The sequence below is a fragment of the Shewanella sp. Arc9-LZ genome, from assembly GCF_010092445.1.
GTDB lineage: Bacteria > Pseudomonadota > Gammaproteobacteria > Enterobacterales > Shewanellaceae > Shewanella.
Genome location: NZ_CP048031.1, coordinates 2,656,047 through 2,680,297, shown reverse-complemented (window position 1 = coordinate 2,680,297; position 24,251 = coordinate 2,656,047). Strand labels below are relative to the sequence as shown.

Annotated in this window: 17 protein-coding genes and 1 tRNA gene; 11 read left to right on the top strand and 7 right to left on the bottom strand. The window is 42.1% G+C overall.

Annotated elements, in window-relative coordinates; translation table 11 throughout:
• Positions 1 to 103: 103 nt before the first annotated feature.
• The 3 genes from GUY17_RS11480 to pabB all read right to left on the bottom strand — a co-directional run bounded on the left by GUY17_RS11480 (position 104) and on the right by pabB (position 4,796).
• Positions 104 to 1,825, bottom strand: a complete 1,722-nt coding sequence (locus GUY17_RS11480) for a phospho-sugar mutase (RefSeq protein WP_162023239.1) — start codon at positions 1,823 to 1,825, stop codon at positions 104 to 106.
• A 371-nt stretch (positions 1,826 to 2,196) separates the two neighbouring features.
• A complete protein-coding gene (locus tag GUY17_RS11475) occupies positions 2,197 to 2,871 on the bottom strand; it encodes a glutathione S-transferase family protein (RefSeq protein WP_162023238.1) in 675 nt (224 codons plus the stop codon).
• Between the two features lie 479 nt (positions 2,872 to 3,350).
• Positions 3,351 to 4,796 carry an aminodeoxychorismate synthase component I gene (pabB, locus tag GUY17_RS11470; protein WP_162023237.1) on the bottom strand — a complete coding sequence of 482 codons (1,446 nt, stop codon included), beginning with the start codon at positions 4,794 to 4,796 and terminating at the stop codon, positions 3,351 to 3,353.
• Between the two features lie 138 nt (positions 4,797 to 4,934).
• On the opposite strand from pabB, the gene GUY17_RS11465 reads away from it, so the two are divergent.
• From GUY17_RS11465 to GUY17_RS11445, 5 genes are all read left to right on the top strand, one after another.
• Positions 4,935 to 6,512: a fumarate hydratase gene (locus GUY17_RS11465; RefSeq protein WP_101087056.1), complete on the top strand. Its 1,578-nt coding sequence runs from the start codon at positions 4,935 to 4,937 to the stop codon at positions 6,510 to 6,512.
• Between the two features lie 206 nt (positions 6,513 to 6,718).
• Positions 6,719 to 8,770: a S9 family peptidase gene (locus GUY17_RS11460; protein ID WP_162023236.1), complete on the top strand. Its 2,052-nt coding sequence runs from the start codon at positions 6,719 to 6,721 to the stop codon at positions 8,768 to 8,770.
• An 851-nt stretch (positions 8,771 to 9,621) separates the two neighbouring features.
• Positions 9,622 to 10,254 carry a YchE family NAAT transporter gene (locus GUY17_RS11455; RefSeq protein WP_101087058.1) on the top strand — a complete coding sequence of 211 codons (633 nt, stop codon included), beginning with the start codon at positions 9,622 to 9,624 and terminating at the stop codon, positions 10,252 to 10,254.
• Between the two features lie 231 nt (positions 10,255 to 10,485).
• Positions 10,486 to 10,575 (top strand) — tRNA-Ser (locus GUY17_RS11450).
• Positions 10,576 to 10,758: 183 nt separating this feature from the next.
• Positions 10,759 to 12,078 (top strand): DEAD/DEAH box helicase, encoded by a 1,320-nt coding sequence (locus GUY17_RS11445; RefSeq protein WP_162023235.1) that lies wholly within the window; start codon positions 10,759 to 10,761, stop codon positions 12,076 to 12,078.
• 53 nt (positions 12,079 to 12,131) lie between these two features.
• On the opposite strand, the gene yegS is transcribed toward GUY17_RS11445, so the two are convergent.
• Entirely contained in the window at positions 12,132 to 13,061 is a 930-nt protein-coding gene (gene yegS / locus GUY17_RS11440; protein WP_162023234.1) for a lipid kinase YegS, read from the bottom strand.
• 271 nt (positions 13,062 to 13,332) lie between these two features.
• Here yegS and GUY17_RS11435 point away from each other — a divergent pair, with 271 nt between their 5' ends.
• The 5 genes from GUY17_RS11435 to GUY17_RS11415 all read left to right on the top strand — a co-directional run bounded on the left by GUY17_RS11435 (position 13,333) and on the right by GUY17_RS11415 (position 17,826).
• Positions 13,333 to 15,123 carry a DUF885 domain-containing protein gene (locus tag GUY17_RS11435; protein ID WP_162023233.1) on the top strand — a complete coding sequence of 597 codons (1,791 nt, stop codon included), beginning with the start codon at positions 13,333 to 13,335 and terminating at the stop codon, positions 15,121 to 15,123.
• A gap of 157 nt (positions 15,124 to 15,280) precedes the next feature.
• Positions 15,281 to 15,943 (top strand): response regulator transcription factor, encoded by a 663-nt coding sequence (locus GUY17_RS11430; RefSeq protein ID WP_162023232.1) that lies wholly within the window; start codon positions 15,281 to 15,283, stop codon positions 15,941 to 15,943.
• A 106-nt stretch (positions 15,944 to 16,049) separates the two neighbouring features.
• The gene (locus tag GUY17_RS11425) at positions 16,050 to 17,174 is read left to right on the top strand and encodes a carboxypeptidase family protein (protein WP_162023231.1); all 1,125 of its coding nucleotides are present in this window, start codon (positions 16,050 to 16,052) and stop codon (positions 17,172 to 17,174) included.
• A 56-nt stretch (positions 17,175 to 17,230) separates the two neighbouring features.
• Positions 17,231 to 17,548 (top strand): zinc ribbon domain-containing protein, encoded by a 318-nt coding sequence (locus GUY17_RS11420; protein WP_162023230.1) that lies wholly within the window; start codon positions 17,231 to 17,233, stop codon positions 17,546 to 17,548.
• On the top strand, positions 17,545 to 17,826 hold the full coding sequence (locus tag GUY17_RS11415; RefSeq protein ID WP_162023229.1) for a YeaC family protein: 282 nt from the start codon (positions 17,545 to 17,547) through the stop codon (positions 17,824 to 17,826). The genes GUY17_RS11420 and GUY17_RS11415 overlap by 4 nt, the downstream gene beginning before the upstream one ends.
• A 135-nt stretch (positions 17,827 to 17,961) precedes the next feature.
• Here the strand turns inward: GUY17_RS11415 and ansA are convergent, their stop codons facing one another.
• Together ansA and sppA are read right to left on the bottom strand one after the other, a co-directional pair.
• The gene (gene ansA / locus GUY17_RS11410) at positions 17,962 to 18,975 is read right to left on the bottom strand and encodes an asparaginase (RefSeq protein WP_101087066.1); all 1,014 of its coding nucleotides are present in this window, start codon (positions 18,973 to 18,975) and stop codon (positions 17,962 to 17,964) included.
• 131 nt (positions 18,976 to 19,106) lie between these two features.
• The gene (sppA, locus tag GUY17_RS11405; RefSeq protein ID WP_162023228.1) at positions 19,107 to 20,951 is read right to left on the bottom strand and encodes a signal peptide peptidase SppA; all 1,845 of its coding nucleotides are present in this window, start codon (positions 20,949 to 20,951) and stop codon (positions 19,107 to 19,109) included.
• 163 nt (positions 20,952 to 21,114) lie between these two features.
• Here sppA and GUY17_RS11400 point away from each other — a divergent pair, with 163 nt between their 5' ends.
• Positions 21,115 to 23,130, top strand: a complete 2,016-nt coding sequence (locus tag GUY17_RS11400; protein ID WP_162023227.1) for an FAD-dependent oxidoreductase — start codon at positions 21,115 to 21,117, stop codon at positions 23,128 to 23,130.
• A 172-nt stretch (positions 23,131 to 23,302) separates the two neighbouring features.
• Here GUY17_RS11400 and yghU read toward each other — a convergent pair whose 3' ends face one another.
• A complete protein-coding gene (gene yghU, locus GUY17_RS11395) occupies positions 23,303 to 24,172 on the bottom strand; it encodes a glutathione-dependent disulfide-bond oxidoreductase (RefSeq protein WP_101087069.1) in 870 nt (289 codons plus the stop codon).
• Positions 24,173 to 24,251: the final 79 nt, after the last annotated feature.

Below are 24,251 nucleotides of genomic sequence, written 5' to 3'. Positions count from 1 at the left end.
CACAGCCATAAACAAACGCCTGCTACTAGTAACAGGCGTTTAACATTTATTTTGTTAATGAGGCTTAAGTATTGTTAATGAGACTTAATCGCTTTATGAGCCGCTAGCTGGGTAAGCTCGTTTGGTGCGATGTAATGAAGGTCGCCATGGCATCCTCTGCACGAGTTTGTGCCGATGCCCAAGTGTCCGAGCTTGTCATGGTTTCAACCACTTCGTAATAACATTTAATTTTAGGTTCAGTACCCGACGGGCGAACAATGACTCGAGCGCCACCTTCTAAGGCATAAATCAACACATCGCTGCTAGGTAAATCAATGGCTTGTTTGCTGCCATCGGCGTCAGTGCGCTGTAGACTTTTTAAATCGTCGGTCGAGATCACCGCATACTCACCAATTTTCACGGGTGGATGTTCGCGTAAATAGGCACCAATATTTGGCGTGTCAGCATTAAGGGCAATACTCACTTGTTTATTAAGGTGAAATCCATGTTGGCGATAAATCTGCTCGAGTTTATCCCAAATGGTTTGTCCATTATCTGCAAGTTCTGCAGTCAGTTGGGCAAAGGCCACTAATGCCGATAATCCATCTTTATCCCACACTAAGTTACCAATGGTGTAACCGAGTGCCTCTTCATAAGCGAATAAGAACTGATTGTCAGCTTGGTGCTTGGCAATACCGACATTCATTAACCACTTAAAGCCGGTAAGAGTGGTATAGCTTTGGCTACCAAACTCAGTGGCAATTTTAGACAACAGGCTTGAGGACACGATAGTAGTGCCAGTAAGTTGCTGATTTCTAGGCGCATGGCTGAGTAAGTAATGACCAAATAACACTCCAACTTGATCGCCTGTCAACATTTGGTAGTCGCCATTTTCAGTGCGAGCGGCAACAGCAAAGCGGTCAGCATCAGGGTCGTTGGCACAAGCAAGTGTAGCATGGTGCTTTTTGGCTTCTGCAATCACCAAATCCATTGCGCCTTTTTCTTCAGGATTTGGAAAGTTTACCGTAGGAAAGTCGCCATCAGGTTCACGTTGAGCCGCCACTGAATACACTTGGGTAAAACCAGCATCATTTAATACCGTTTCAGCCATGTCGGCACCAACACCGTGCATTGCGGTGTAAGCTAAACTGACCTTGTCTTGTCCGCTGTGGTATTGCAGCTCTTTAGCTTCACGAATTCCTTGGCGATAGGCTTGATAGAAATCGTCTTGTAACCAAGTAAGCTTATCTTGTGAGATAGCATCGTCTAGTGCTAAAAAGGGAATAGTCAGAGTGGCAGCCCGAGTAATTTGGGCGGCTATGCCTGTGTCGTGAGGAGGAATAATTTGTGCGCCATTTTCCCAATAGACTTTATAGCCATTGTATTGTGGTGGGTTATGACTTGCGGTAACCACAATGCCAGCCGCAGCGTTAAGATGTTTTACCCCAAAAGCGACTAACGGCGTGGCGGCAACCTTATAGGTTAAATGCACGTTAATGCCCATAGCGGTTAATACACTTGCGGCATCATGGGCAAAGGTAAAGGAATCATGACGACCATCGTAACCTATCACGACACCACGCTCGGCAGCATTGTCGATTTGCTCGAGTAAGTAAGCCCCCAGACCGGCAGTAGTTTGGCGGATAACCAAACGGTTCATTGCCATAGGCCCAACGCCCACTTCGCCTCTAAGCCCTGCAGTGCCAAATGCTAAACGACCCGCAAAGCGTGCCGCTAGTTCTGTTTCATTACCGTTATCAATTAACGTTTGCAGTTGTGAGCGGGTGTGTGGGTCGGGATCGTTATTGAGCCATTGGTTGATTTGATGTTGAAGATGGGTATTCATGAGTAACCTCATTGATAATCATTTTCAATAACAGTAGGAAAATACCGCCGCAAGAACAAGTAAATTCGTGTCAAAGTGGATAAAAATAACAAATTGTATTCATGATTTATACGCTTAATCTACATGCATAAACGCGATCATTAGCTTATAAACAACCAGTTGCAGCTAAAAATCAAACCTAAAAACCGTGTAAATCAACTTTAAAGCTTTATATATAAACTTAAAAACATTGTATAGATAGAAACCTATAGTGTGCACAGTGGCGTTACAGCAAGAGTGGCGTTACATAGGCAATACAAAAAAGGCTTATGGATATCATCCACAAGCCTTTTATAACGCGATTTAAATAACGCGATTAAAATCTATTTTGCTTAGATAACATAATTTTGTGGGAAAAACGCACGTTTTGCGTCTTCATCAAATTCTGCTTTAAATTGAATGTCTTTACCCATGTTTCTGGCGCGTTCAACTGCAGGACGGTTGTTGATGCTGTTAAACCAGCGTTGAACATTCGGGTAAGTGGCAAGGGCATCTTGGCCTAATACATAGCCGATTTTATCAACCCAACCCCATGCAGCAATATCGACAATGCTCAATTCATCACCGACGATAAACTCACGGTTATCAAGATGTGCGTCAAGTACTTGGTAATGGCGCTGAGTTTCACGTTGATAACGGTTTGTTGCGTAATCTATTTTCTCTGGTGCATGGTGAGTGAAATGGACACATTGACCAGAATAAGGGCCTAAACCAGTGGCGACGAACATTAACCACGACAGAAGCTCACCACGATTGTCCGGGGTTGCAGCTAATTGACCGGTTTTGTCAGCAAGGTATAAAAGAATGGCATTAGAATCGAATACACGCACGCCGTTATCTTCAATGGCGGGTGTTTTACTGTTTGGGTTAATCGCTTTAAATTCAGCGCTATGTTGCTCACCTTTTAAGGTATCCACTGGCACGAGTTCAAACTCAAGGCCTGTTTCTTCGAGGAACAGAGCAATTTTCATTGGGTTAGGGCCTGGATGGAAATAAAATTTAATCATGTGAACTCCTTAATAAGTAAGAAGTGTATTTAAGCAGGTTTTGAACGAATGCTCAATATGTTTTTGAGCGATCGTTCATGCTTGGAGATAATTTGAGTGAATATTATAAATAATGGTTTAAAAACACGGATTAAAAAACAGATTCAAGCATAAGGTAATGTTATTAAAATCGATGATGTCTAGAAAGCATTAAGGTTGCTGACCTTTGATAACAAAAGATAATCTGAGCCTAGAATTCATTAACTGAAGTTAACAAGCGTACTCAATATGGGCGCTGTGAGTAAGATAAACCTAGCTTGAGTACTTTCATGGCTTATCCACTTAGATAAGCAACTATTCACTTTTAACTCGTCTAAGCGCTTGCACCATTGAATTAATGCTATTACCGCCATTCTGCTGGTGACAATCTTACTAACGACTATTCTTTACACGCAATCATCTACTCGCAATCATCCACTCCAGTGGGAAGCGTCAGTATATTAATGATTGTCGACCGTTGTTTGTTGCTGATTTAGATTCGCCAACAAAGGTAATATTTTACTGACTTTATCAAAGCTTTCTTGATACTCCGCAGCGCCATTGGAGTCGGCAACAATACCACCACCTGCCCAGCAGTAAATGTGATTATTTTCAGTGACCAAAGTACGAATAGTAATACTGGTGTCCATGTTTCCATTTTGGCTTATATAGCCGATGCTGCCGCAATAAAGGTTACGTCTGGACGGTTCTAATTCTTCAATGATTTCCATTGCGCGGATTTTTGGCGCACCGGTAATTGACCCTCCAGGAAAGGCGGCGTTAAGTAAATCGAATGCTGTTTTGTGTGGTGCAAGTGTGGCGGTAACCGTACTAACTAGATGATGCACCGCAGGAAAGCTTTCAATGGCGAATAACCTAGGCACTTTAACCGAGCCTGGGGCAGCGACTTTACCGATATCGTTTCTGAGCAGGTCAACAATCATCACATTTTCGGCGCGGTCTTTCTCGGAAGTGATTAATGCGCTAGCGGCTTGTTGATCCAAAATGGGATCATGATGGCGCGGCATGGTACCTTTAATGGGTTTAGTTTCGATATATTGATCGTTAAGTTTAATAAAACGTTCTGGTGAGATAGATAACATGCAGTGGTTATCAACTCGCATAAATGCCGAAAAAGGCGCTTGGTTTGCAAGGGATAAAGCACAATAAGCTTGCCATTCATCTCCTTGATATTGAGCTTCAAATCGTTGGGTTAAATTGATTTGATAACAATCACCACTCAATAAATACTGCTGCACTTGAGCAAATTTATGTTGATACTGCTGACTGTCTATCTGATTACTCCAAGCCGTAGTTAATCTGAAAGGCCTTGATGTTATCGCGTTACTGGCTGATTTTTGTATTTTAGATTCAATTAAATTCAACTCAACTTTTAACGCTTCAGATCCATCATAATGGTAAGCATACCAAGATTTATCAACGTAACTGTAGACGAGTGAAAAATCATAAAAACCAATATTCATATCATCAAGATGAATATCTTTAATGGAAATTTGTGGCAGCTTTTCAATATTTCGGCCCAGGTCATAGCCAAATGCGCCCAGGGCTCCGACACTAAATGGATGTTGGCTGTCTTGCGCTGAAGGATATAACCGCGCTTGCAGTTCAGCTAATGTGTTAAAGGGGTTGGCGTGGCGATCTATTTTAATATTGAGTGCTTTGATGACCGAGTCTTTGGCACTAAATCGACTGATGCCATCGCTGCTGGTTAACGTTGCAATAGGATTAAAGCCGATGATGTCGAATTTGGCATCTTGGTGCGGAGCATTGGCTGAGTCGAGTAATATCGCCCATGGCTGGTGGTTTACCAGTGAAAATAGCTGCTTTGTGTTTATTTTCCAGTCCAGTTTTTGCATGAAGAGTGCGTTTTTTGCCCGCGCAGACATCGATAACCCTTATCTAAAATGTGATGTAGCCCAAAAAGGATGGAAAGAGTATCATATTGGTCTTAATAGTTAATATTAAATCGATTCTAATAAAAACGATAACCATGTTAGGCCGCAATGGCTGCTGGAGCACCCCATATGTCGACGAATACCACATCTCACTCTACAACTCATTCACCTATATCTAGTCAAGCTGTCGTGATTAAACAAGCTGACTTTATTGAAAGTATTGCTGATTCTCTGCAATACATCTCGTATTACCATCCCAAAGACTTTGTTGATGCAATGACCAAAGCTTACGAGCGTGAAGAAAGCGCTGCCGCTAAAGACGCCATTGCCCAAATTCTGATTAACTCCCGTATGTCAGCCGAAGGCAAACGCCCTTTATGCCAAGACACTGGAATTGTCACCACCTTTGTTAAAATTGGTATGTCTGTTCAGTGGGATAAAACTGACATGACAGTTCAAGAAATGGTCGATGAAGGTGTACGTCGTGCTTATACCAATCCAGATAATCCATTACGTGCATCAATAGTGTCAGACCCTGCCGGTGCGCGTAAAAATACCAAAGACAACACACCATCAGTGGTTCATATTGATATGGTTGCTGGTAATCAAATAGAAGTGATGATTGCAGCCAAAGGTGGTGGGTCGGAAAATAAATCCAAAATGGCCATGCTTAATCCGTCAGACGATATCGCCGCTTGGGTAGAAAAAACATTACCAACAATGGGCGCGGGCTGGTGTCCACCGGGTATGTTAGGCATAGGTATCGGTGGTACTGCTGAGAAAGCGGCCGTTCTGGCCAAAGAATCATTAATGGACCCTGTTGATATTCATGAGTTGATGGCTCGTGGTGCAGAGACCACAGAAGAAAAGCTTCGTTTAGACATTTTTGAACGCGCAAATAATTTAGGCATAGGCGCTCAAGGGTTGGGCGGACTCACTACAGTATTAGATGTTAAAATTAAATCTGTACCGACTCATGCAGCGTCTAAACCGGTGGTGATGATCCCTAACTGCGCAGCAACGCGCCATGTGCATTTTCATTTAGATGGCACTGGTCCAGTCGATTTAGTACCACCATCTTTGTCTGATTGGCCTGAAATTACTCGTGAAGCGGGAGAAAACACTCACCGTGTCAATTTAGATACGGTCACTCAAGCTGAAATCGAAACTTGGAAGAGTGGTGATACCTTATTACTCAACGGTAAAATGCTGACTGGCCGCGATGCGGCCCATAAAAGGATTCAAATGTTGCTTGAGTCTGGTGAAGGTTTACCAGCAGGTGTCGATTTTACCGGTAAGTTTATTTATTACGTTGGCCCAGTAGACCCAGTCGGTGATGAAGTGGTTGGCCCTGCAGGCCCAACAACGGCAACCCGTATGGATAAGTTCACTGACATGATGTTAGACCAAACAGGCCTAATGGGCATGATTGGTAAGTCTGAGCGTGGTCCTGAAACGGTTGCTTCAATTAAAAAGCACAAAGCAGTGTATTTAATGGCTGTTGGCGGCGCGGCATACCTAGTGTCGAAAGCGATTAAGAAATCACGTGTTGTCGCATTTGAAGATTTAGGCATGGAAGCGATTTACGAATTTGATGTGCAAGACATGCCTGTGACCGTGGCGGTTGATACCAATGGTGTTAATGCGCACGAAACTGGCCCAGCGATTTGGAAAATTAACATCGCTAACAGTAAAGCTAATAAGTAAGCCATCGATAACATTGTGCTTAGACATAAGCGATAAGTGTCAATGTGATTAAACGCTCGGGTTTACAGCTTTTTACAAAAGGCTTGTTGCCTGAGCGTTTTGCTTTGGTTAGTCTGCAATATACATTTTATGATTACGTTTGATATTGGCTGTATTTGTGGCCTAAACGTAATACGTTTTATTTAAACAACTGAGACATGATAACAATGAAAAAGTCTTCTGTATTATTCGCACTGGTTGCTGCTGGTATGGCAACATCAGTGTCTGCGGCAGAGCCCGCAGCTTTTAATGTTCAGCAACTGGTTAACTTAAATAAGTTGCATTCAGCGGCCGTATCAAATGATGGTAAAACCATGGTGTACGGCGTAAAAGTGGTTGATGATAAAGGCGAGGGCAACTCAGATCTTTATCTTCTCGATTTGAACGATAAAAATGCTAAGCCAAAGCAACTTACCTCGGCAGCCGGTACTGAACACGATGTCAGCTTTTCGCCAGATGGAAAATCGATTTATTTCCTCGCCACGCGCTCCGGCACCAGTCAATTGTATCAATTGGCCCTTGATGGCGGAGAAGCTATCGCGGTTACTGATTTACCGTTAGATATCAATGGCTACAAATTGTCTAACGACGGTAAGCAAGTTGTTATGACGCTGCGGGTATTTCCAGAGTGTAAAGACTTAGCGTGTTCAAAAGACAAGTTTACTGCCGAAGCTGAACGTAAAAGCACCGGGCGTCAATACAAGCAGTTGATGGTACGTCATTGGGACACTTGGGAAGATCATGCACGTAATCATTTGTTTGTCGCCTCGCTTAATGGCAACAAAATTACCACAGCAACAAACGTAACAGCGGGCCGTGACACTGAAACACCGCCTAAGCCATTTTCTGGTATGGAAGAAGTCACCTTTACTGCAGACGGTAAGTACGTTGTTTATAGCGCGAAAGCGCCGAGCCGTGATCAAGCTTGGACTACTAACTACGATTTATGGCAAGTGCCTGTAGCTGGCGGTGAAACGGTTAACTTAACCCCAGATAACCAAGCATGGGATGCCCAGCCAACGTTCTCTGCCGATGGCCGTTATCTTGCTTATTTAGCCATGACCAAGGCGGGTTACGAAGCTGATCGCTCCCGCATTATGTTACGTGACAATGTTACAGGTCAGGAAAAAGAAGTCGCACCATTGTGGGATCGCAGTGCGAGTTCATTAAATTTTAGTGCCGATGGTCGTACTTTGTATGTGACAGCACAAGATCTTGGGCAAGTGACCATTTTTGAAGTGAACACTCAGTTTGGTGATGTGCGTCCTATTTACAACCAAGGCAGCAACAGCCTAGTGGCTGTGACCAGTAATCGTCTTATTTTCCAGAAGTCATCATTAGTTGAACCTGGCGATTTATTCAGTGTGTCACTAGAAGGTGAACAACTTAAACAGCTAACCAACGTCAACAGTGAAAAATTAGCTGACATTAAGTTTGGTGATTTTGAACAGTTCAACTTTAAAGGTTGGAATGACGAAACTGTTCATGGTTATTGGATCAAACCTGTTAACTATGAAGAAGGTAAAAAATACCCAATAGCTTACCTGGTACACGGTGGCCCACAAGGCTCATTTGGTAACAGTTTCAGCAGCCGCTGGAATGCTCAGTTATGGGCGGGTGCAGGCTATGGCGTAGTGATGGTCGACTTCCATGGTTCTACTGGATATGGTCAAGCGTTTACCGACTCTATTGGCAAGGATTGGGGCGGAAAACCGCTTGAAGATCTTAAAAAAGGCATGGCAGCAGTTACCGCGCAGCAACCTTGGTTAGATGCTAACAATGCATGTGCACTGGGCGGTTCTTACGGTGGCTATATGATGAACTGGTTCCAAGGTAAATGGAACGATGGCTTCAAGTGTTTAGTCGACCATGCTGGTTTGTTTGATATGCGTTCTATGTATTACGTTACAGAAGAATTATGGTTCCCTGAATATGAATTCGGTGGCCCATACGATCAAAACAAAGAGCTATATGAAAAGTTTAACCCAGTAAACTATGTTGAAAACTGGAAAACGCCGATGCTCGTCATCCATGGTGAAAAAGACTACCGTGTACCTTATGGCCAAGGTCTTGCTGCATTTACCTTTATGCAGCGTAAAGGTATTCCTTCAGAGCTATTGGTATTTCCAGATGAGAATCACTGGATCTTAAATCAAGATAACCTACAGCTATGGTACAAGAATGTACTAGGCTGGATGGATCGTTGGACAGCTAAATAACCTGAAATTGGGATAACAAACGTCTCTCAAACAGCTCTTTGCCTTGCTAACGTTGTTGAATTAACTTGCAATAGACCCGCTATTGACGCGTCAATTCGCCTTGTTCGTAAAACAAATGACAAGTTTGAGAGTTGTTAACGTATAAGACTATGATCTTTATAATCATATATTTGTCTCTTATCCCGAGTTCAGGTTAAATAGTGTGTAGTTTCTCTGTAGAGGGTTTACGCAGGTCAGTATTGAAATAATGGCCTGATCTTCACAGCAGAGTTACTTTCAGAGTTAATTAAAAGAGATGTTGCCACTGGCAACATCTCTTTTTTGTGCCTAAGCTATTGTAGCTTCGGATATTGTGGGTCAAGCCAATCGCAGTTTTACCAGAGGTAATGAGTTATTCATTAGTCAAGGTGATGCTGGAATCGATATATACAGTTTACCTAAAAAATACACTTACATACTGTCAAAATAAACTGACCGGCTAAATGTATACTTTTAGGAGAAATAAAAACTCCGCTATCGTTAGTATTTTTCATCATAAGGCTATTCTTATTTTGTTGAATAATATGTAGGTTAACCACAGACAAACAAGATTTTAAGTTATGTTGTAGGTTAAATCATCATATTGATGCTAATTAGAACTGTATAGTGAAATAAAATAACTAAAAGTGCGTGTTTACGTTAACTGTCATTATGATGTAAAAACACAAATAATAGACGTTGCATTAGTTTTTGTATTGTAAAACGGTCTATCAAATATAAAAAATTTCATTTGGGGAATGGCAATGTTTCAGCTACATTAGCGCCCTCAGAATCGAGCTTCAATACAGGTAATATCAAGAGGGTTATACCAAGTGGATTTCATGCTTTATATCAAGTTCTTTCTAGGACTATTAGCCATTATTAACCCAGTAGGGTTATTACCTGTTTTTGTTAGCTTAACCAGCCATCAAACTGAAGTTGAGCGTAGACATACCAACCGGGTGGCAAACTTTGCCGTAGTGGTCATTTTATTGGTGACGGCAATAGCAGGGCATTACATTCTTAGTATGTTCAGTATTTCATTATCGGCTTTTCGTATTGCCGGTGGTAGCTTGATTTGTATTATTGCCATGTCGATGCTGCAAGGTAAAATCAGTGAAGTGAAACGCAACCAAGAAGAAGACCGTGAGTCTTCAGGTATGGAGTCTGTTGCGGTTGTCCCTTTAGCTTTGCCATTAATGGCTGGTCCTGGTGCCATTAGTGCGGTGATTGTGTTTGCGGCGGAGCATCACCAAATAACCAACTACATTGGTATGTTTTTAACCATTATTATCTTAGGTCTTGTTAGTTGGGGTTTATTTCGTATGGCGCCAATGCTGTTTAAACTATTAGGTAAAACTGGCATTAACGTTATTACTCGTCTAATGGGTTTACTGATGTTGTCTTTAGGCATTGAAGTGATCGCCGCGGGTGTTAAAGGACTTTTCCCTACCTTAATAGGTTAGTTAGCTTGCTAGTTGCTGTGCATTTGTGCAAACGCTTGATAGTGGGGATTTTTAGCTTGACCCGCTATCATCATTTGCGTAAAGTACGCCTCGATTAGCACTGCCGCGGTTAGTATTAAGTGGTTTTGTATTGTTGAGAGGTAATTATCCTACTCAACAGAATTAAATATTAAGTACTGCCTTTTTATCTGATGTCTTTTAATAGTATGGATAAAAAGTCAGTCACAAATTGGTGAGCTGGCTGAGTGGCTGAAGGCGCACGCCTGGAAAGTGTGTTTAGGTTTATCCCTAACGAGAGTTCGAATCTCTCGCTCACCGCCATATTATGAAAAAAGACGTCTTCGGACGTCTTTTTTCATTTGTGTTTTAATACAATACTGACAATTTGGCTGATGCTTCGTCTCGCCGTTGTCTAGTATGACTTTATATTAACGAGGTGTTAGCGCTTGTTATGCGTAGCCTCTATAATGCTTTATTCTTGTTTTACTACTGAGACCCACTTTCATGCCTTTTTCGACACTTGGATTACGCGACACGATTGTCAATGCCCTACATGAAGTGGGATACAGTCAGCCGACACCGATTCAACAACAGACTATTCCGGTTATTTTAAAGGGTAAGAACCTGCTTGCCGCGGCGCAAACGGGCACCGGTAAAACCGCAAGCTTTGTATTACCAATATTAGAACGCTTAGCCGACACTGAAACCCAGCGTGCAAAACGTATTCGAGCGTTGATTTTAACCCCAACTCGCGAACTCGCAGTGCAAGTTCACGCCAACGTAGTGCAGTACGCCAAGCATTTATCGTTAACCTCTATCGCCATTTATGGTGGGGTTGATGAGAAGCCGCAAAAACAAGCCTTAATTGATGGTGTGGATATTTTGGTGGCGACACCAGGACGTTTACTTGACTTATATACCCAACGTGCTGTGCACTTTGATGAAGTTGAAGTGTTGGTGCTTGATGAAGCCGATAGAATGCTCGACATGGGCTTTATCGAAGATATTAATAAAATCATCGATAAATTACCTTCTGAACGTCAGAGTTTATTGTTTTCCGCGACATTATCAAACCAAGTGCGTGCGTTAGCGAAAACGGCCATTAAGCGTCCTGTGGAAATTTCGGTGATTGCTGATCGCGATTCAGCACCGAAAATCGAGCAGTGGTTAACGACGGTTGATAAAGATAAAAAATCAGCTTTATTAAGTCATTTAATTAAAACCGAAGAGTGGAATCAAGCGCTAATCTTTATCGAAACTAAGCAAGGTGCCGCTAAATTAGTCAGTCAGCTTGAAAAGCGTGATATTGCTGCTGAGTGTATTCACAGTGGCCGCAGCCAGCCGGTGCGTGAACAAATTTTAGCTGATTTTAAATCGGGTAACATTAAATACCTAGTAGCCACCGGTATTGCGGCGCGTGGTATTGATATTGACGATTTATCTCGTGTAATCAATTATGACTTGCCTTATCCGGCCGATGACTACATTCATCGTATTGGTCGAACCGGTCGTGCGGGTGCTGCTGGTGTCGCTATTTCTTTTGTGTCCAATGATGACTTTAAAAACCTGTGTATGATTGAAAGTCGTTTGGGGCATTTAATTGAACGCAAAGAAATAGTCGGTTTTGAACCATCTAAGCCTATTCCTATTTCGGTGTTGAATTTTATCCCAAAAAATCGTCAGCATAAATCAACCTCAACGACAGACCGACCTACGCTGAGTTTAGGCAAATCGAAAACGGCTTCAGCTGACTTTAGAAAAACCAAAACAGCTAAAGCGCCAGCCTCGCCGAAAGGTAATAAACCTAATCCCTGGAATATCTAAACTGATTAAATAAACGATTAACTCAGTTGTTGTATCGGCGATTAAAGCGGAATTTACTTTCCGCTTTTTTGTGTGGATTTCTCAAGGCATGGACAGTCTGGCGGTAACACAAACTGAATGGCTTTTGGGAGTACTTCAAAACGCATTTGCTCTGTTGGATAGGGTTCGCCATCTAAATTAAGCGGTAACTTGATAGGGAAATCAATTTCTAGCCAACGGGTTTGAAAATGATAACAAAACCTGGCTTCATGACTCATGGCTTGTATTTCTTCTATCACCACCGGGATATCAAAGGTTGAAAATGACTTCAGCAGGGTGATATCCATCAAGCCATCATCAATTAACGCATTGGGCGCCAGCATTTGTCCGCCGCCAGCTTGCTTATTATTGCAAATGGCGCCTACCAGAATATCGCCATCGAACGTGCCTTTATCGGTGGTAATACTGCCTTGATAAGGCTTAAAGCCTAATGCTTTTGCCAATCCTATTAAGGTATAAGCCCCGCCGCCCAGAAAATCTTTTAACTCTGTTGGTGTTTCTGCAGTCACTTGCGCGCCAAAACCGGCGACAGCCGCATTAATAAAATAATTATTGTTGGCTCTGATGATATCAATAGGGTAGCTGTCACCATGAATCGCCAGTTCCAAAGTGGAGTGAATATTATTGCTAATGCCACACGCAGTGGCGAAATCATTTGCCGTGCCTAATGGCAGCACGGCTATTTCGAGCATATGATCCTGTTGTGGCAGTTGCATCAGGGCATTAACAGCCTCATTAAGTGAGCCATCACCGCCTCCAATAACCACTCTGCCGACATTATCGGCTATTGCTTCCGTCATAAAACGCAACATATCGGCACTTTCCCAAGAGACCCGCACATCAACAGTATGGCCCTTTTCACGTAAAGCGATAACCGATTGTCTGATGTCGACATTGGCGGCTTTTTTACCATTAAGCAGTAGTCGGATATGTGTTGAAGGCATCGTTAAGACCTCTGTTGATTATTATGGACACGGCTATGTAACTAAAAATCGGTTTCTAGGCTACAAGTAGTTGATCGATTCACTATTTTTATGTCACAAAAGGTGTCTGCATGCTGCAAAACTGTGACGAACATGATTAACTCATTATAATTGCCGTAAGATGAATTTTTATTCGTATCTTCGCAACAAAAATCTTTGTGCACGAAAGCGATATGCATCAAAAAATAAGTTTATATACACTAAAAAATAATAACAATGTAAGGGATAACTCATGAAAAAATCTTTACTTGCTTTGGCGGTTACTTTTGCCATGGTCGGCTGTGGCGATGACTCGGTTAAGCCAAGTCCACAAACAAAGGCAGTTACTGCAGAGGCTAGCACAACTACAACCGTGACAGAATTAACCTTTAACAAATATTCACAACAGTTTATTGATGAGCTGTGGGCGTTATCACCAACCTGGGCTCTGTACAGTGGCAAACATGTTAATGATGGCTATTTAGAAATCCCTAATCAATCTAGCCGCGACAAAACGCTGCAATTTGTTAAGCAACAGCAAGCGGCACTAGCCCAATTCGATCCGCAGTTATTATCTGCTAACGAGTTAATTGATTATAAATTACTGAGTAATTTAGTGGAGTCAATGCAATGGGAAATTACACGCTTTAAAGGTTGGCAATGGGATCCATCTAATTACAATGTTGCCGGTGGTTTTGCGCAAATCATCAATGAAGACTTTGCCCCGTTAGATGAGCGCTTAGGCTCTGTTATTGCACGTCTTGAAAATGTGCCCGCTTATTATGAGGCCGCGCGACAAAATATTAGTGAGCCGACACTTGAGCATACCCAATTAGCGATTATGCAAAATCAAGGCGCATTTTCGGTATTGTCTGCCGAGTTAGCCCAGCAAGTCACTGATTCAGGCTTAAGCGCAGAGCAGAAAGCGTTATTTACTCAACGTTTTGATGCAGCAACTGCAGCGATTAAACAGCACATTGAGTGGTTAACCGCGCTTGAAACTAAGCTAACCGAAAATGGAGGCCGTGATTTCCGTATTGGTGAAACCTTATACGAAGAAAAATTCGCCTTCGATATTCAGTCTGGTATGACCGCTAAACAGTTATATGACAAAGCTGTGGCAGATAAAAATCATGTTCAGCAAGAAATGGCTAAGATCACCGATACCATTTGGTCAAAGTATATCGATACCCCAAAACCAGACGATGAGAGACAAGCTATTCGGCAGTTAATTGATGTGTTATCAACCAAACATGTTAAACGAGAAAACTTTGTTGCTGAAGTGCGTAAGCAAATTCCAGAACTGATTAAATTTGTCAATGATAAACAACTGGTGACTCTTGATCCTAACAAACCGTTAATTGTGCGTGAAACCCCTGAATACATGCGCGGTTTTGCGGGTGCTTCTATCAGTGCACCAGGGCCTTATGACAAAGGCGGTAATACTTACTACAACGTTTCGCCCCTCGATGACATGAGTGATGAGTCAGCCGAAAGCTATTTACGTGAATACAATCACTGGATTTTACAGGTACTGAATATTCATGAGGCTATCCCAGGGCATTACACACAATTAGTCTTTTCTAACCAATCTCCTAGTTTAGTGAAAAGCTTATTTGGTAACGGTGCCATGATTGAAGGTTGGGCAGTGTATACCGAGCGTATGATGCTGGAAGAAGGTTATGGTAATTTTGAACCTGAAATGTGGTTGATGTATTACAAATGGAATTTACGGGTCATTTGTAACACTATTTTAGACTACAGCATTCAGGTTAACGGAATGGGTGAGCAAGAGGTGATTGACTTGCTCGAGAATGAAGCATTCCAACAACGCGCTGAAGCTGAAGGAAAGTGGCGTCGAGCGACCTTAAGTCAAGTGCAACTGACTAGCTATTACGCTGGCTATCGTGAGATCTATGATTTCCGCGAACAACTTAAAGCTAAGCAAGGTGAAAACTTTGATTTAAAGCAGTTTCATGAACAGTTTTTAAGTTACGGTAGTGCGCCGGTTAAATTTATTAAACAGTTGATGACAGATAAATAGACCAATGATGTCTCATTCATTATTGTGACAAATGTCTCAAGGCCTGAAGTTTCAGGCCTTTTTGTTAATGAAAAGGGCTACAGGGTCGATTAAATCTGGTTTTGGCTAAATCAGTATGATAATCTTAATGGTAATCGTTATCATTAAGTAGCTGAGCATGAAGAATATCCTATTCATTGAACATACCCTTTCCGATAAAAGTGACGTAACTCGACAGCTAAATGAGCAGGGCTACAGTGTTCATCGGGTTAATAATGCCTTTGATGCGTTGATCCAAATGGAAACTGAGCAGCTTGAAGCCATATTATTAGATTTTTCGGTTCCCAAAATGGAGTCATTTTGGCTGCTCGTTGCACGACAAACCCGAACGCCTATTATTGTATTAGCAGAAAGTAACAGCGAACTGGAGCGCATTAATGCGCTAGAGTTAGGCGCCGACGATTATCTCACTCGACCGATTAATATCCGCGAATTGCAGTTACGTCTTAATGTACTCCATCGACGCACCCAAGCACCAATTAATGACGCGGTTAATGACTATATTGGCTTTGATGATACCTGCTATACCATTAGTTTTGCAGAAAAGTCGCTAGTGTTGACCCAAACGGAATATCGGTTATTTAAATATTTATTTGATAGACAAGGTGAAGTTGTCACCAAAGAAGAGCTGCAACTACGGGTATTACACAAAGAACTTGGACGTTTTGACCGTAATTTAGACATGCATATCAGTAATACACGCCGTAAATTAGTTAAACGCAATTTACCACGCGAATTGATTAATACCGTTCGCGGTCAAGGTTACAGCTTTAGCTTTTAATGGTTCACACCTATTGCCGCATTTGATAAGCTATGGCGCATAAAATAAGGCTGATACCAATCGTTATTAAGCCCAAAATAAGCGCAAGCACATAAAGGATAATCTAATGCGGATTACAGCAAACTTTGACGGCGGCAATATTGACGTCATTAACCTAGACAAACATGACGATATACAGCTCGCCATTCGTCCCGATTTTGGTGGTGAGTTTTATCAATGGTTTAACTTCCGTTTAGAAGGGGAAGTCGGCCAGACATATACCCTTAACATCCTCAATGCAGGTAGTGCCTCTTATCCAGCTGGCTGGGACGATTATCAAGCAGTGGCCAGTTATGACCGCCAATCGTGGTTCAGATTACCGACTCAGTATGTCGACGGAAAATTAACCATCCAAGCTGAGCTAGATTGTGAAGCCATTCAAATAGCTTATTTTGCACCGTACAGCTACGAACGTCATTTAGATTTGATCAGTGAAGTGCAATTACATCCTGCTGTGAGTCTTGAGCACCTTGGGTTAACCCTTGATGGTCGCGACATGACCTTGTTAAAAATTGGTGATGCTAACCCAGATAAAAAGAATATTTGGATTACAGCGCGTCAACATCCGGGTGAAACGATGGCTGAATGGCTAGTTGAAGGCTTATTAAATCAATTGCTTGATAGTGATTGTCCAACATCTAAAGCCTTATTAGACAAAGCCAATTTTTATATTGTGCCAAACATGAATCCTGATGGCAGCGCACGCGGCCATTTACGGACTAATGCTGTTGGTACTAACTTAAATCGCGAATGGCAAACACCGAGCTTAGAGAAAAGCCCTGAAGTGTATTATGTCGTTAATAAAATGCATCAAACTGGTGTTGATTTATTTTACGATGTGCACGGCGATGAAGGCCTGCCTTATGTGTTCCTTGCCGGTTGTGAAGGCGTTCCGAGCTACAACGATAAAATGGCTCAATTACAGCAGCAATTTCTCAGTGCATTGACCATTGCCAGTGCGGATTTCCAAACAGAGTTTGGTTACGATAAAGATGAGCCAGGTAAAGCTAATTTAACGGTAGGTTCTAATTGGGTTGCTAATACGTTCAGTTGTTTATCGAACACCTTAGAAATGCCATTTAAAGACAATGCCAATTTAGCCGATCCATTTGTGGGCTGGTCTCCAGAGCGTTGCGTATATTTAGGTGAAGCGTCTTTAGTTGCGATGTTAGCGGTGGTTGATAATTTATAATCGCGACAGTACGCGGTAATTTTTATCTTCAGATAATCAAGCAGGTAGAATGAATTATGGCCTTAGTTGCATGTCCTAAATGTCAAAAGCGAATTTCAAGTCTGGCTAAGCAATGTGAGCATTGTAAAACCGATTTGAGTGGTAATACTGAGTCATTAAAGATTATCAGTCACATTGAGCGTTCAAATAGCTTAATGACTCAAAGCTTTATTTTTTTGACATTATTTATCGCAGGAGTTGTGGTGTGGTTTTGGGGAGGAGAGCCTGCACAGGGGTTAACTTCTTATATCGCGATCGCAAGTTTTGTTATTGGTTTTACGGGTTATCTTGTTACCCGAGTCAGAATAGTGTTACATAAACGGAAATCAGTATGAACGATATCAATAAAGTCATTGATGAAATGCCTGAAGAAGTATACCTGCGCTTATTGTCTGCGTCTGAGTTAGGTAAGTGGGATGATGGTACAGTATTAACTCAGCCACAGCGTGAATCGACTTTGCAAGTAGTGATGTTGTATCAAGCACGTAAGCTGCAGCAAACTGAACATTTTACCATCGCAGCCGGTGGTAACATTAATGAGCTGTCTAAATCAGAGCTGAAAAAACAGTTTAAAGGTGCGCCCATCGCCGAGTTTAAAGAAGCTGATTTGTAATTATCTGATAATAAATAATATTTGTTATCAATAATGGATATTATAACATCAAAAAATGCGAGCTCATTAGCTCGCATTTTTATTTAGCTGTTATCTGTTAATACAATAACCCCGTAACAGTATCAATAACCTAAACTAGTCTGTTGTCAGTTCACCAACAAGGTTTTGCTGCATACGTTGCTTAATTTGCGCCGACGTTAATCCAATAGACAACAAATAATGCAATTTGGCTAACGCCGCTTCAATGGTCATATCAGCACCACTTATTACCCCAGCTTGTGCTAAAGCATTACCTGTAGCATAACCGCGCATATTGACCTTACCCTGGAAACATTGAGTCAAATTAACCAATATAATACCGCGTTCATCGGCTTGTTTAAGTGTATCAAGTAGCTTCTTATCTTGTGGTGCATTCCCCACGCCAAAGGTCAATAAAATCAGTGCTTTTACCGGTTGCTGTAAAATATTATTAAAAATGTCAGTGGAGATCCCTGGATAAAGTGTCACCACACCAACAGGTTGTGGACTAATTGTCACCACTTCTAAAGGCTCACCTGTTGGTTTGGTTATTTTCCCTGCTTTAAGGTTTATTTTAATGCCTGCCTCGAGCAGCATAGGAAAATTAGGCGATGCAAACGCATCGAATCCGTCAGCATGGGCTTTGGTTGAGCGGTTACCACGAAACAGTTTGTTATTAAAAAATAAACAGACTTCTGCAACGGGGTAGTTGGCTGCAATATACAGCGAATTGAGCAAGTTGGTTTGACCGTCTGAACGTAATTGAGCTAACGGAATTTGTGAACCAGTAACTATGACAGGTTTTGATAGACCTTGCAGCATAAATGACAATGCAGATGCGGTATAAGCCATGGTGTCTGTACCATGCAAAATAACGAAACCGTCATACTTTTCATAGTTGGCTTGAATATCATTAGCAATCAATTGCCAATCCGGCGGTGCCATATTGGATGAGTCAATTAATGGGCTGTATTCATGAATAACGAATTCAGGCATTTCTTCATGATAAAACTCAGGCATTGACTGAACACAATCGGTTAAGAACCCTGATACTGGCACAAAACCATTATCGGTCTTTTGCATCCCGATGGTACCGCCAGTATAGGCAACGTAAATGGAACGTTTTGTCATGTATGTAGGCTCTTCTTTAACAGCGATTGCAGATTGTGGAAATTATACGAGTTTATTTATCGATCCCCAATAAAAAAGCCTGCTAAGCAGGCTTTTTTTGAATAATCTTCATATTGCGGTCATTTGAGTGATTAGTAATTACAGTTTTCGCAATACATATAAACATGATTAGGGTCATCAAACATCGACAATGTTTCAAATGCGCCAGCCCACTGCTTGGCAAAGCGCTCAATGAAACTGGTTTGACGAACACTGTCTGGAATATAAGCCACAGTAGCGCCCATGATTTGCTGCATCAGTTGTTGTTCAGCGCTAAGCTCTTGTTCAATCAATTTAACGTCGAACTTGTCCATTTTCGCTAAATCAGCAGCTTTGGCTAATGCCACATCCATATCACCTAGTTCATCAACTAGGCCTAAGGTGAGTGCGCGTTTACCAGTCCATACTCGGCCTTGAGCAATGTTGTCAACTTGCTCTAGTGTCATATGACGTTCTTTTGCTACCAGAGAAATAAACTCATGATAACCACGTTCAATATGGCGTTGTACAACAGCAGCCACTTGCGGATTTAATTCGCGTGCAGGCGATAATCCGGCCCAATCAGATGTTGCGACACCATCAGAGGTCACACCAAAATGATTCAGTGCTTGCTCAAATGTAGCAAACATACCGAAAATACCGATAGAACCCGTTAGGGTTGTTGGTGTTGCAACAATATAGTCGGCACTGGCTGATATCCAATATCCGCCAGATGCAGCAAGACTACCCATGCTAACAACCACAGGCTTACCTGCTGCTTTTAGGGCTAACACTTCTTGACGAATTTGTTCTGACGCAAATGCACTACCACCAGGGCTATCAACGCGAAGCACGACGGCTTTCACCTTATCGTCAAAGCGTGCTTTCATTAGCAATGCAGAGGTACTTTCACCGCCAATTTGTCCAGCAGGTTGTTTACCGTTAAGAATCGTGCCTTTAGCAACGATAACGGCCACTGCGTCTTTTTCAACAAAGCTAGGCATAGGTGCGGTTAACGCTCGGTAATCATTAAAGCTAATTTGCTTAAAGTTTTTACCTTCTTTATCACTGCCAACACGTTCAATCATCGCGACACGGAACGCATCAGCCGAAACCAGTTCGTCAACCCATTTCATGTTGACAGCCATTTGAGCACTGTCACCTTCAGCTTTATCAAGCTGAGCAAGGAATTCATCTGGAGTTAACACTAATTGATCTGGGGCTATTTGACGGTTACTGGCCACAATAGTTGAATAACTTTGCCAAATATCGTTTAACAATACTTTACTGGCGACTTTATCGGCATCAGACATATCGTCGCGAATAAAGGGCTCTACAGCTGATTTAAAGGTACCCACTCGAAATACGTGAGTGGTAATTTTGAGTTTTTCGAGTGCAGCTTTGTAATATAAGCGATAACGGCTTAAGCCATCAAGCGCTACCATACCTTGATTATTAAGGTATATTTTGTCTGCAAAGCTGGCTAAAAAATATTGGTTTTGATCATAACCATTGGCCATAGCGATAACGGACTTATTAGCGGCTTTAAATTGGGTTAATGCTTCACCTATAGCGGTCATTTTACTAATACCGGCATCACGAAGATCCGCTAAGTCCAGTACTATACTGTTAATGCGGGCGTCTTGAGTCGCATTATTAATAGTATAAAGTACATCGGCTAATAGAATTTCACCTTCTGGATCATTCGCTTGCCCTTGGCTAAATGCCATTTCTATTGGGTCTACATAATGTTTTTGGTCCACTATGCTCCCAGACAAGTTCAGCACTAATGCTGATTGATCTTCGACGACAATTTCATCTTCGCTGTTGAGAAGTACTACAGCGATGACAGCCAACAAACCAAAAAATATAACGTTGATGATGAACTTACGGATACCGTTTACTGTATTCCATAACAGTAAAAACATCCTTTTTAAAAACGAGGGTTTAGCGGACATTTGCCACTCCTTTATCAGTCTAATGTAGTCATCCTAACTGAAAATCAATAAAAATGTGAAATTCAATTGTAAAGGTTTTTAACAAACGAGCGTTTAAATGATTGAGCAAACTTTACTGTCGGGGTATGCTGGTTTAAATCACTTGTTTAAAAAGGATGTTTGAATGTCGTTTCCACACTTATTAGAACCTTTAGATCTCGGCTTTACACAGCTGAAAAACCGCGTGTTGATGGGCTCAATGCACACGGGGTTAGAAGAAGAAAAAGGCGGATTTGAGAAACTGGCAGCTTTTTATAAAGAGCGTGCTCAAGGTGGCGTGGGGTTAATCGTTACTGGCGGTATCGCACCTAATTTACGTGGCCGTTTAGCGCCACATGCCTGCCAATTAAGCTTTTCTTGGCAAGTGGGTAAACATAAAATAGTGACCGATGCTGTGCATGAAGCGGGCGGTAAAATCTGTATGCAAATCTTGCATGCGGGCCGTTATAGCTATCATCCTTTTAGCTTAGCGCCGAGCAAAGTAAAATCGCCAATTACCCCGTTTACCCCTTCAGCGATGTCTGCTCGTCAAGTGCGTTCGACAATTAAAGATTATGCTACCAGCGCGGCATTGGCGAAAAGAGCCGGTTATGATGGCGTTGAAGTCATGGGCTCTGAAGGCTATTTGATCAACCAATTTATCAGTACGCGCACCAATAAACGCACCGATGAATGGGGCGGCAGTTATGACAATCGGGTTAAGTTTCCGATTGAAATCGTTAACGCTATTCGTCAGAAAGTAGGCAGTGACTTTATTATTGTGTTCCGTTTGTCGATGCTCGACTTAGTCGACAATGGCTCAACGTGGGATGAAGTGGTTCAGCTGGCAAAATCGCTTGAACAAGCCGGTGTGAGTATTATTAATACCGGTATTGGTTGGCATGAAGCACGTGTACCGACGATTTCGACCAGTGTACCGCGTGGTGCTTTTTCTTGGGTAACAGAAAAGCTCAAAAAAGAAGTCAAGATTCCGTTAATTGCCACCAACCGAATTAATACCCCAGAAATTGGCGAGGCGATTATTGCATCAGGTCAAGCTGATATGGTATCGATGGCTCGGCCATTTTTAGCAGATGCAGAGTTTGTGAATAAAGCGGCAGCTAATACCCCAGAGTTGATTAATACCTGCATTGGTTGTAATCAAGCTTGTTTGGACCATACTTTTGCGATGAAGCGGGCAACCTGTTTAGTTAATCCTCGTGCTTGTTATGAAACCGAAATTAATTTTACCCCAACAACCAGTAAAAAACGTATCGCTGTTATGGGCGCCGGTCCTGCGGGAATGGCGTTCTCGGTATACGCAGCGTCTCGTGGACATGAAGTGGTATTGTTTGAAGCCAAGTCTGAAGTCGGTGGTCAGTTTAATTTAGCGCGTAAAATCCCGGGTAAAGAAGAGTTTAGTGAAACTATTCGATATTTCATTAACCAAATTAAACTGCATAACGTTGAACTGCGTCTAAACACTAAATTGGATGCGGCAGTGCTGGCCAATGAGAAATTTGATGAAGTGGTCATCGCCGCTGGTGTGGTACCACGAGCGTTGGATTTACCGGGTTTTGATAATCCTAAAGTGGTCGATTACCAACAAGTATTAACGGGCCAAGTTGAAATGGGTAAAACGGTAGCATTAATTGGTGCTGGCGGTATTGGTTTTGATATGGCGCATTTCTTATGCGAATTAGAATCGAGCACTTTGCAACCCGATAAATGGTTAAAACAGTGGGGCATTGATAAAACCTATCAGAATGCTGGCGGGTTAACTGAAGAAGCCGAACATATTCCTGGTCGTGAAGTGTATTTACTGCAACGTAAAACCACCAAAATGGGCAAAGGTTTAGGTAAAACTACTGGCTGGATCCATCGCAGCGTGTTGAAGCAACATCAAGTTCATATGAAAACCGGCGTAAGCTACGAAAAGTTTGATGAACAAGGCCTTCACATTAAAATAGGTGAACAATCTGAAATTCTTGCTGTAGATAATGTGGTGTTGTGTGCCGGACAAATGTCGAATCGCAGTTTGGTTGATGAAATGAAAGCCACAGGATTACCTGTACATTTAATTGGTGGGGTAGATGTGGCGGCTGAATTAGATGCCAAACGCGCTATTCGCCAAGGTGCAGAACTCGCGATGAGTATTTAATTGTCACAGAGTTTCTAGTGTGAAATAACGTCCACAATTTGCGTTGTTTTGTACTGTCGTTGTTTCGAACTGAAATACGGAAACAAAAAAAGCCTTCTGTAATGCAGAAGGCTTTTTAATATGGCAACAAAATAAGTCAGTGAAACAATAGCGCCAAACGTTGACGACTACGTTATTTTACTGTGCTAGGACGCAGTTTTAGAACCTTATCAATATCTTCAGCGCAATGACGCTCAGGAACTTGTTCCCATTCTTCGCCCCAAGAGCGATTGATGATACGACCACGTTGGACCCCTTCACGAGTTTCAAGCAATTTAGCCCAACGAACAACATTGGTATAAGTCTCTACTTCTAGGAATTCGGCAGCCTCATATAAATTGCCCAAGACTAAGTTGCCATACCAAGGCCAAATAGCAATATCTGCAATGCTATATTCTTCACCAGCAATAAAGGTGTTTTTTGCCAGTTGTTTATCTAGCACATCTAACTGGCGTTTAACTTCCATAGCAAAGCGATTAATTGGATATTCCTGCTTTTCATCGGCATAAGCATAGAAGTGACCGAAGCCGCCACCGAGGAATGGCGCTGAACCTTGGGCCCAGAACAACCAGTTAAATGTTTGCGTTCTGGCTTTGCCATCTTTAGGGAGGAATTGGTTAAACTTCTCTGCTAGATGAACCAAAATTGAAGCAGATTCAAACACGTTTTCGTCTTCATTAGCTGATTTATCCAATAAAGCAGGAATTTTTGAGTTTGGATTAACGGCAACGAACCCTGACGAGAATTGATCCTTTTCCCCGATGTTAATCAGATAAGCATCATATTCAGCTTCTTTAATGCCTAAGGCCAGTAGCTCTTCTAACATGATAGTTACTTTTTGCCCGTTTGGTGTGCCAAGAGAGTAGAGTTGCAAAGCATGCTCTCCGACAGGCAGCACTTTATCAAATCTTGCACCTGACTCAGGGCTATTAATGTTCGCCCACTTATTAGCGCCATTGTTATTATTTTGCCACACTTTAGGCGGGGTATATTGGTTAGTCATAAAATATCCTTGTACAACCTGTTAGCAGGTTAAGTAAATTGATAATGCGCTTAGCACAATGTGGTTAGTGTAGCGTGTA

What these genes read in the sequence shown, in the direction of transcription:
- GUY17_RS11465 (WP_101087056.1), top strand. Translation starts at nt 4,935, where the DNA reads ATGTCGACGAATACCACATCTCACTCTACAACTCATTCACCTATATCT.
- ansA (WP_101087066.1), bottom strand. Translation starts at nt 18,975, where the DNA reads ATGACAAAACGTTCCATTTACGTTGCCTATACTGGCGGTACCATCGGG.
- GUY17_RS11445 (WP_162023235.1), top strand. Translation starts at nt 10,759, where the DNA reads ATGCCTTTTTCGACACTTGGATTACGCGACACGATTGTCAATGCCCTA.
- yghU (WP_101087069.1), bottom strand. Translation starts at nt 24,172, where the DNA reads ATGACTAACCAATATACCCCGCCTAAAGTGTGGCAAAATAATAACAAT.
- GUY17_RS11475 (WP_162023238.1), bottom strand. Translation starts at nt 2,871, where the DNA reads ATGATTAAATTTTATTTCCATCCAGGCCCTAACCCAATGAAAATTGCT.
- GUY17_RS11430 (WP_162023232.1), top strand. Translation starts at nt 15,281, where the DNA reads ATGAAGAATATCCTATTCATTGAACATACCCTTTCCGATAAAAGTGAC.
- GUY17_RS11425 (WP_162023231.1), top strand. Translation starts at nt 16,050, where the DNA reads ATGCGGATTACAGCAAACTTTGACGGCGGCAATATTGACGTCATTAAC.
- sppA (WP_162023228.1), bottom strand. Translation starts at nt 20,951, where the DNA reads ATGTCCGCTAAACCCTCGTTTTTAAAAAGGATGTTTTTACTGTTATGG.
- yegS (WP_162023234.1), bottom strand. Translation starts at nt 13,061, where the DNA reads ATGCCTTCAACACATATCCGACTACTGCTTAATGGTAAAAAAGCCGCC.
- GUY17_RS11480 (WP_162023239.1), bottom strand. Translation starts at nt 1,825, where the DNA reads ATGAATACCCATCTTCAACATCAAATCAACCAATGGCTCAATAACGAT.
- pabB (WP_162023237.1), bottom strand. Translation starts at nt 4,796, where the DNA reads ATGTCTGCGCGGGCAAAAAACGCACTCTTCATGCAAAAACTGGACTGG.
- GUY17_RS11460 (WP_162023236.1), top strand. Translation starts at nt 6,719, where the DNA reads ATGAAAAAGTCTTCTGTATTATTCGCACTGGTTGCTGCTGGTATGGCA.
- GUY17_RS11435 (WP_162023233.1), top strand. Translation starts at nt 13,333, where the DNA reads ATGAAAAAATCTTTACTTGCTTTGGCGGTTACTTTTGCCATGGTCGGC.
- GUY17_RS11415 (WP_162023229.1), top strand. Translation starts at nt 17,545, where the DNA reads ATGAACGATATCAATAAAGTCATTGATGAAATGCCTGAAGAAGTATAC.
- GUY17_RS11400 (WP_162023227.1), top strand. Translation starts at nt 21,115, where the DNA reads ATGTCGTTTCCACACTTATTAGAACCTTTAGATCTCGGCTTTACACAG.
- GUY17_RS11420 (WP_162023230.1), top strand. Translation starts at nt 17,231, where the DNA reads ATGGCCTTAGTTGCATGTCCTAAATGTCAAAAGCGAATTTCAAGTCTG.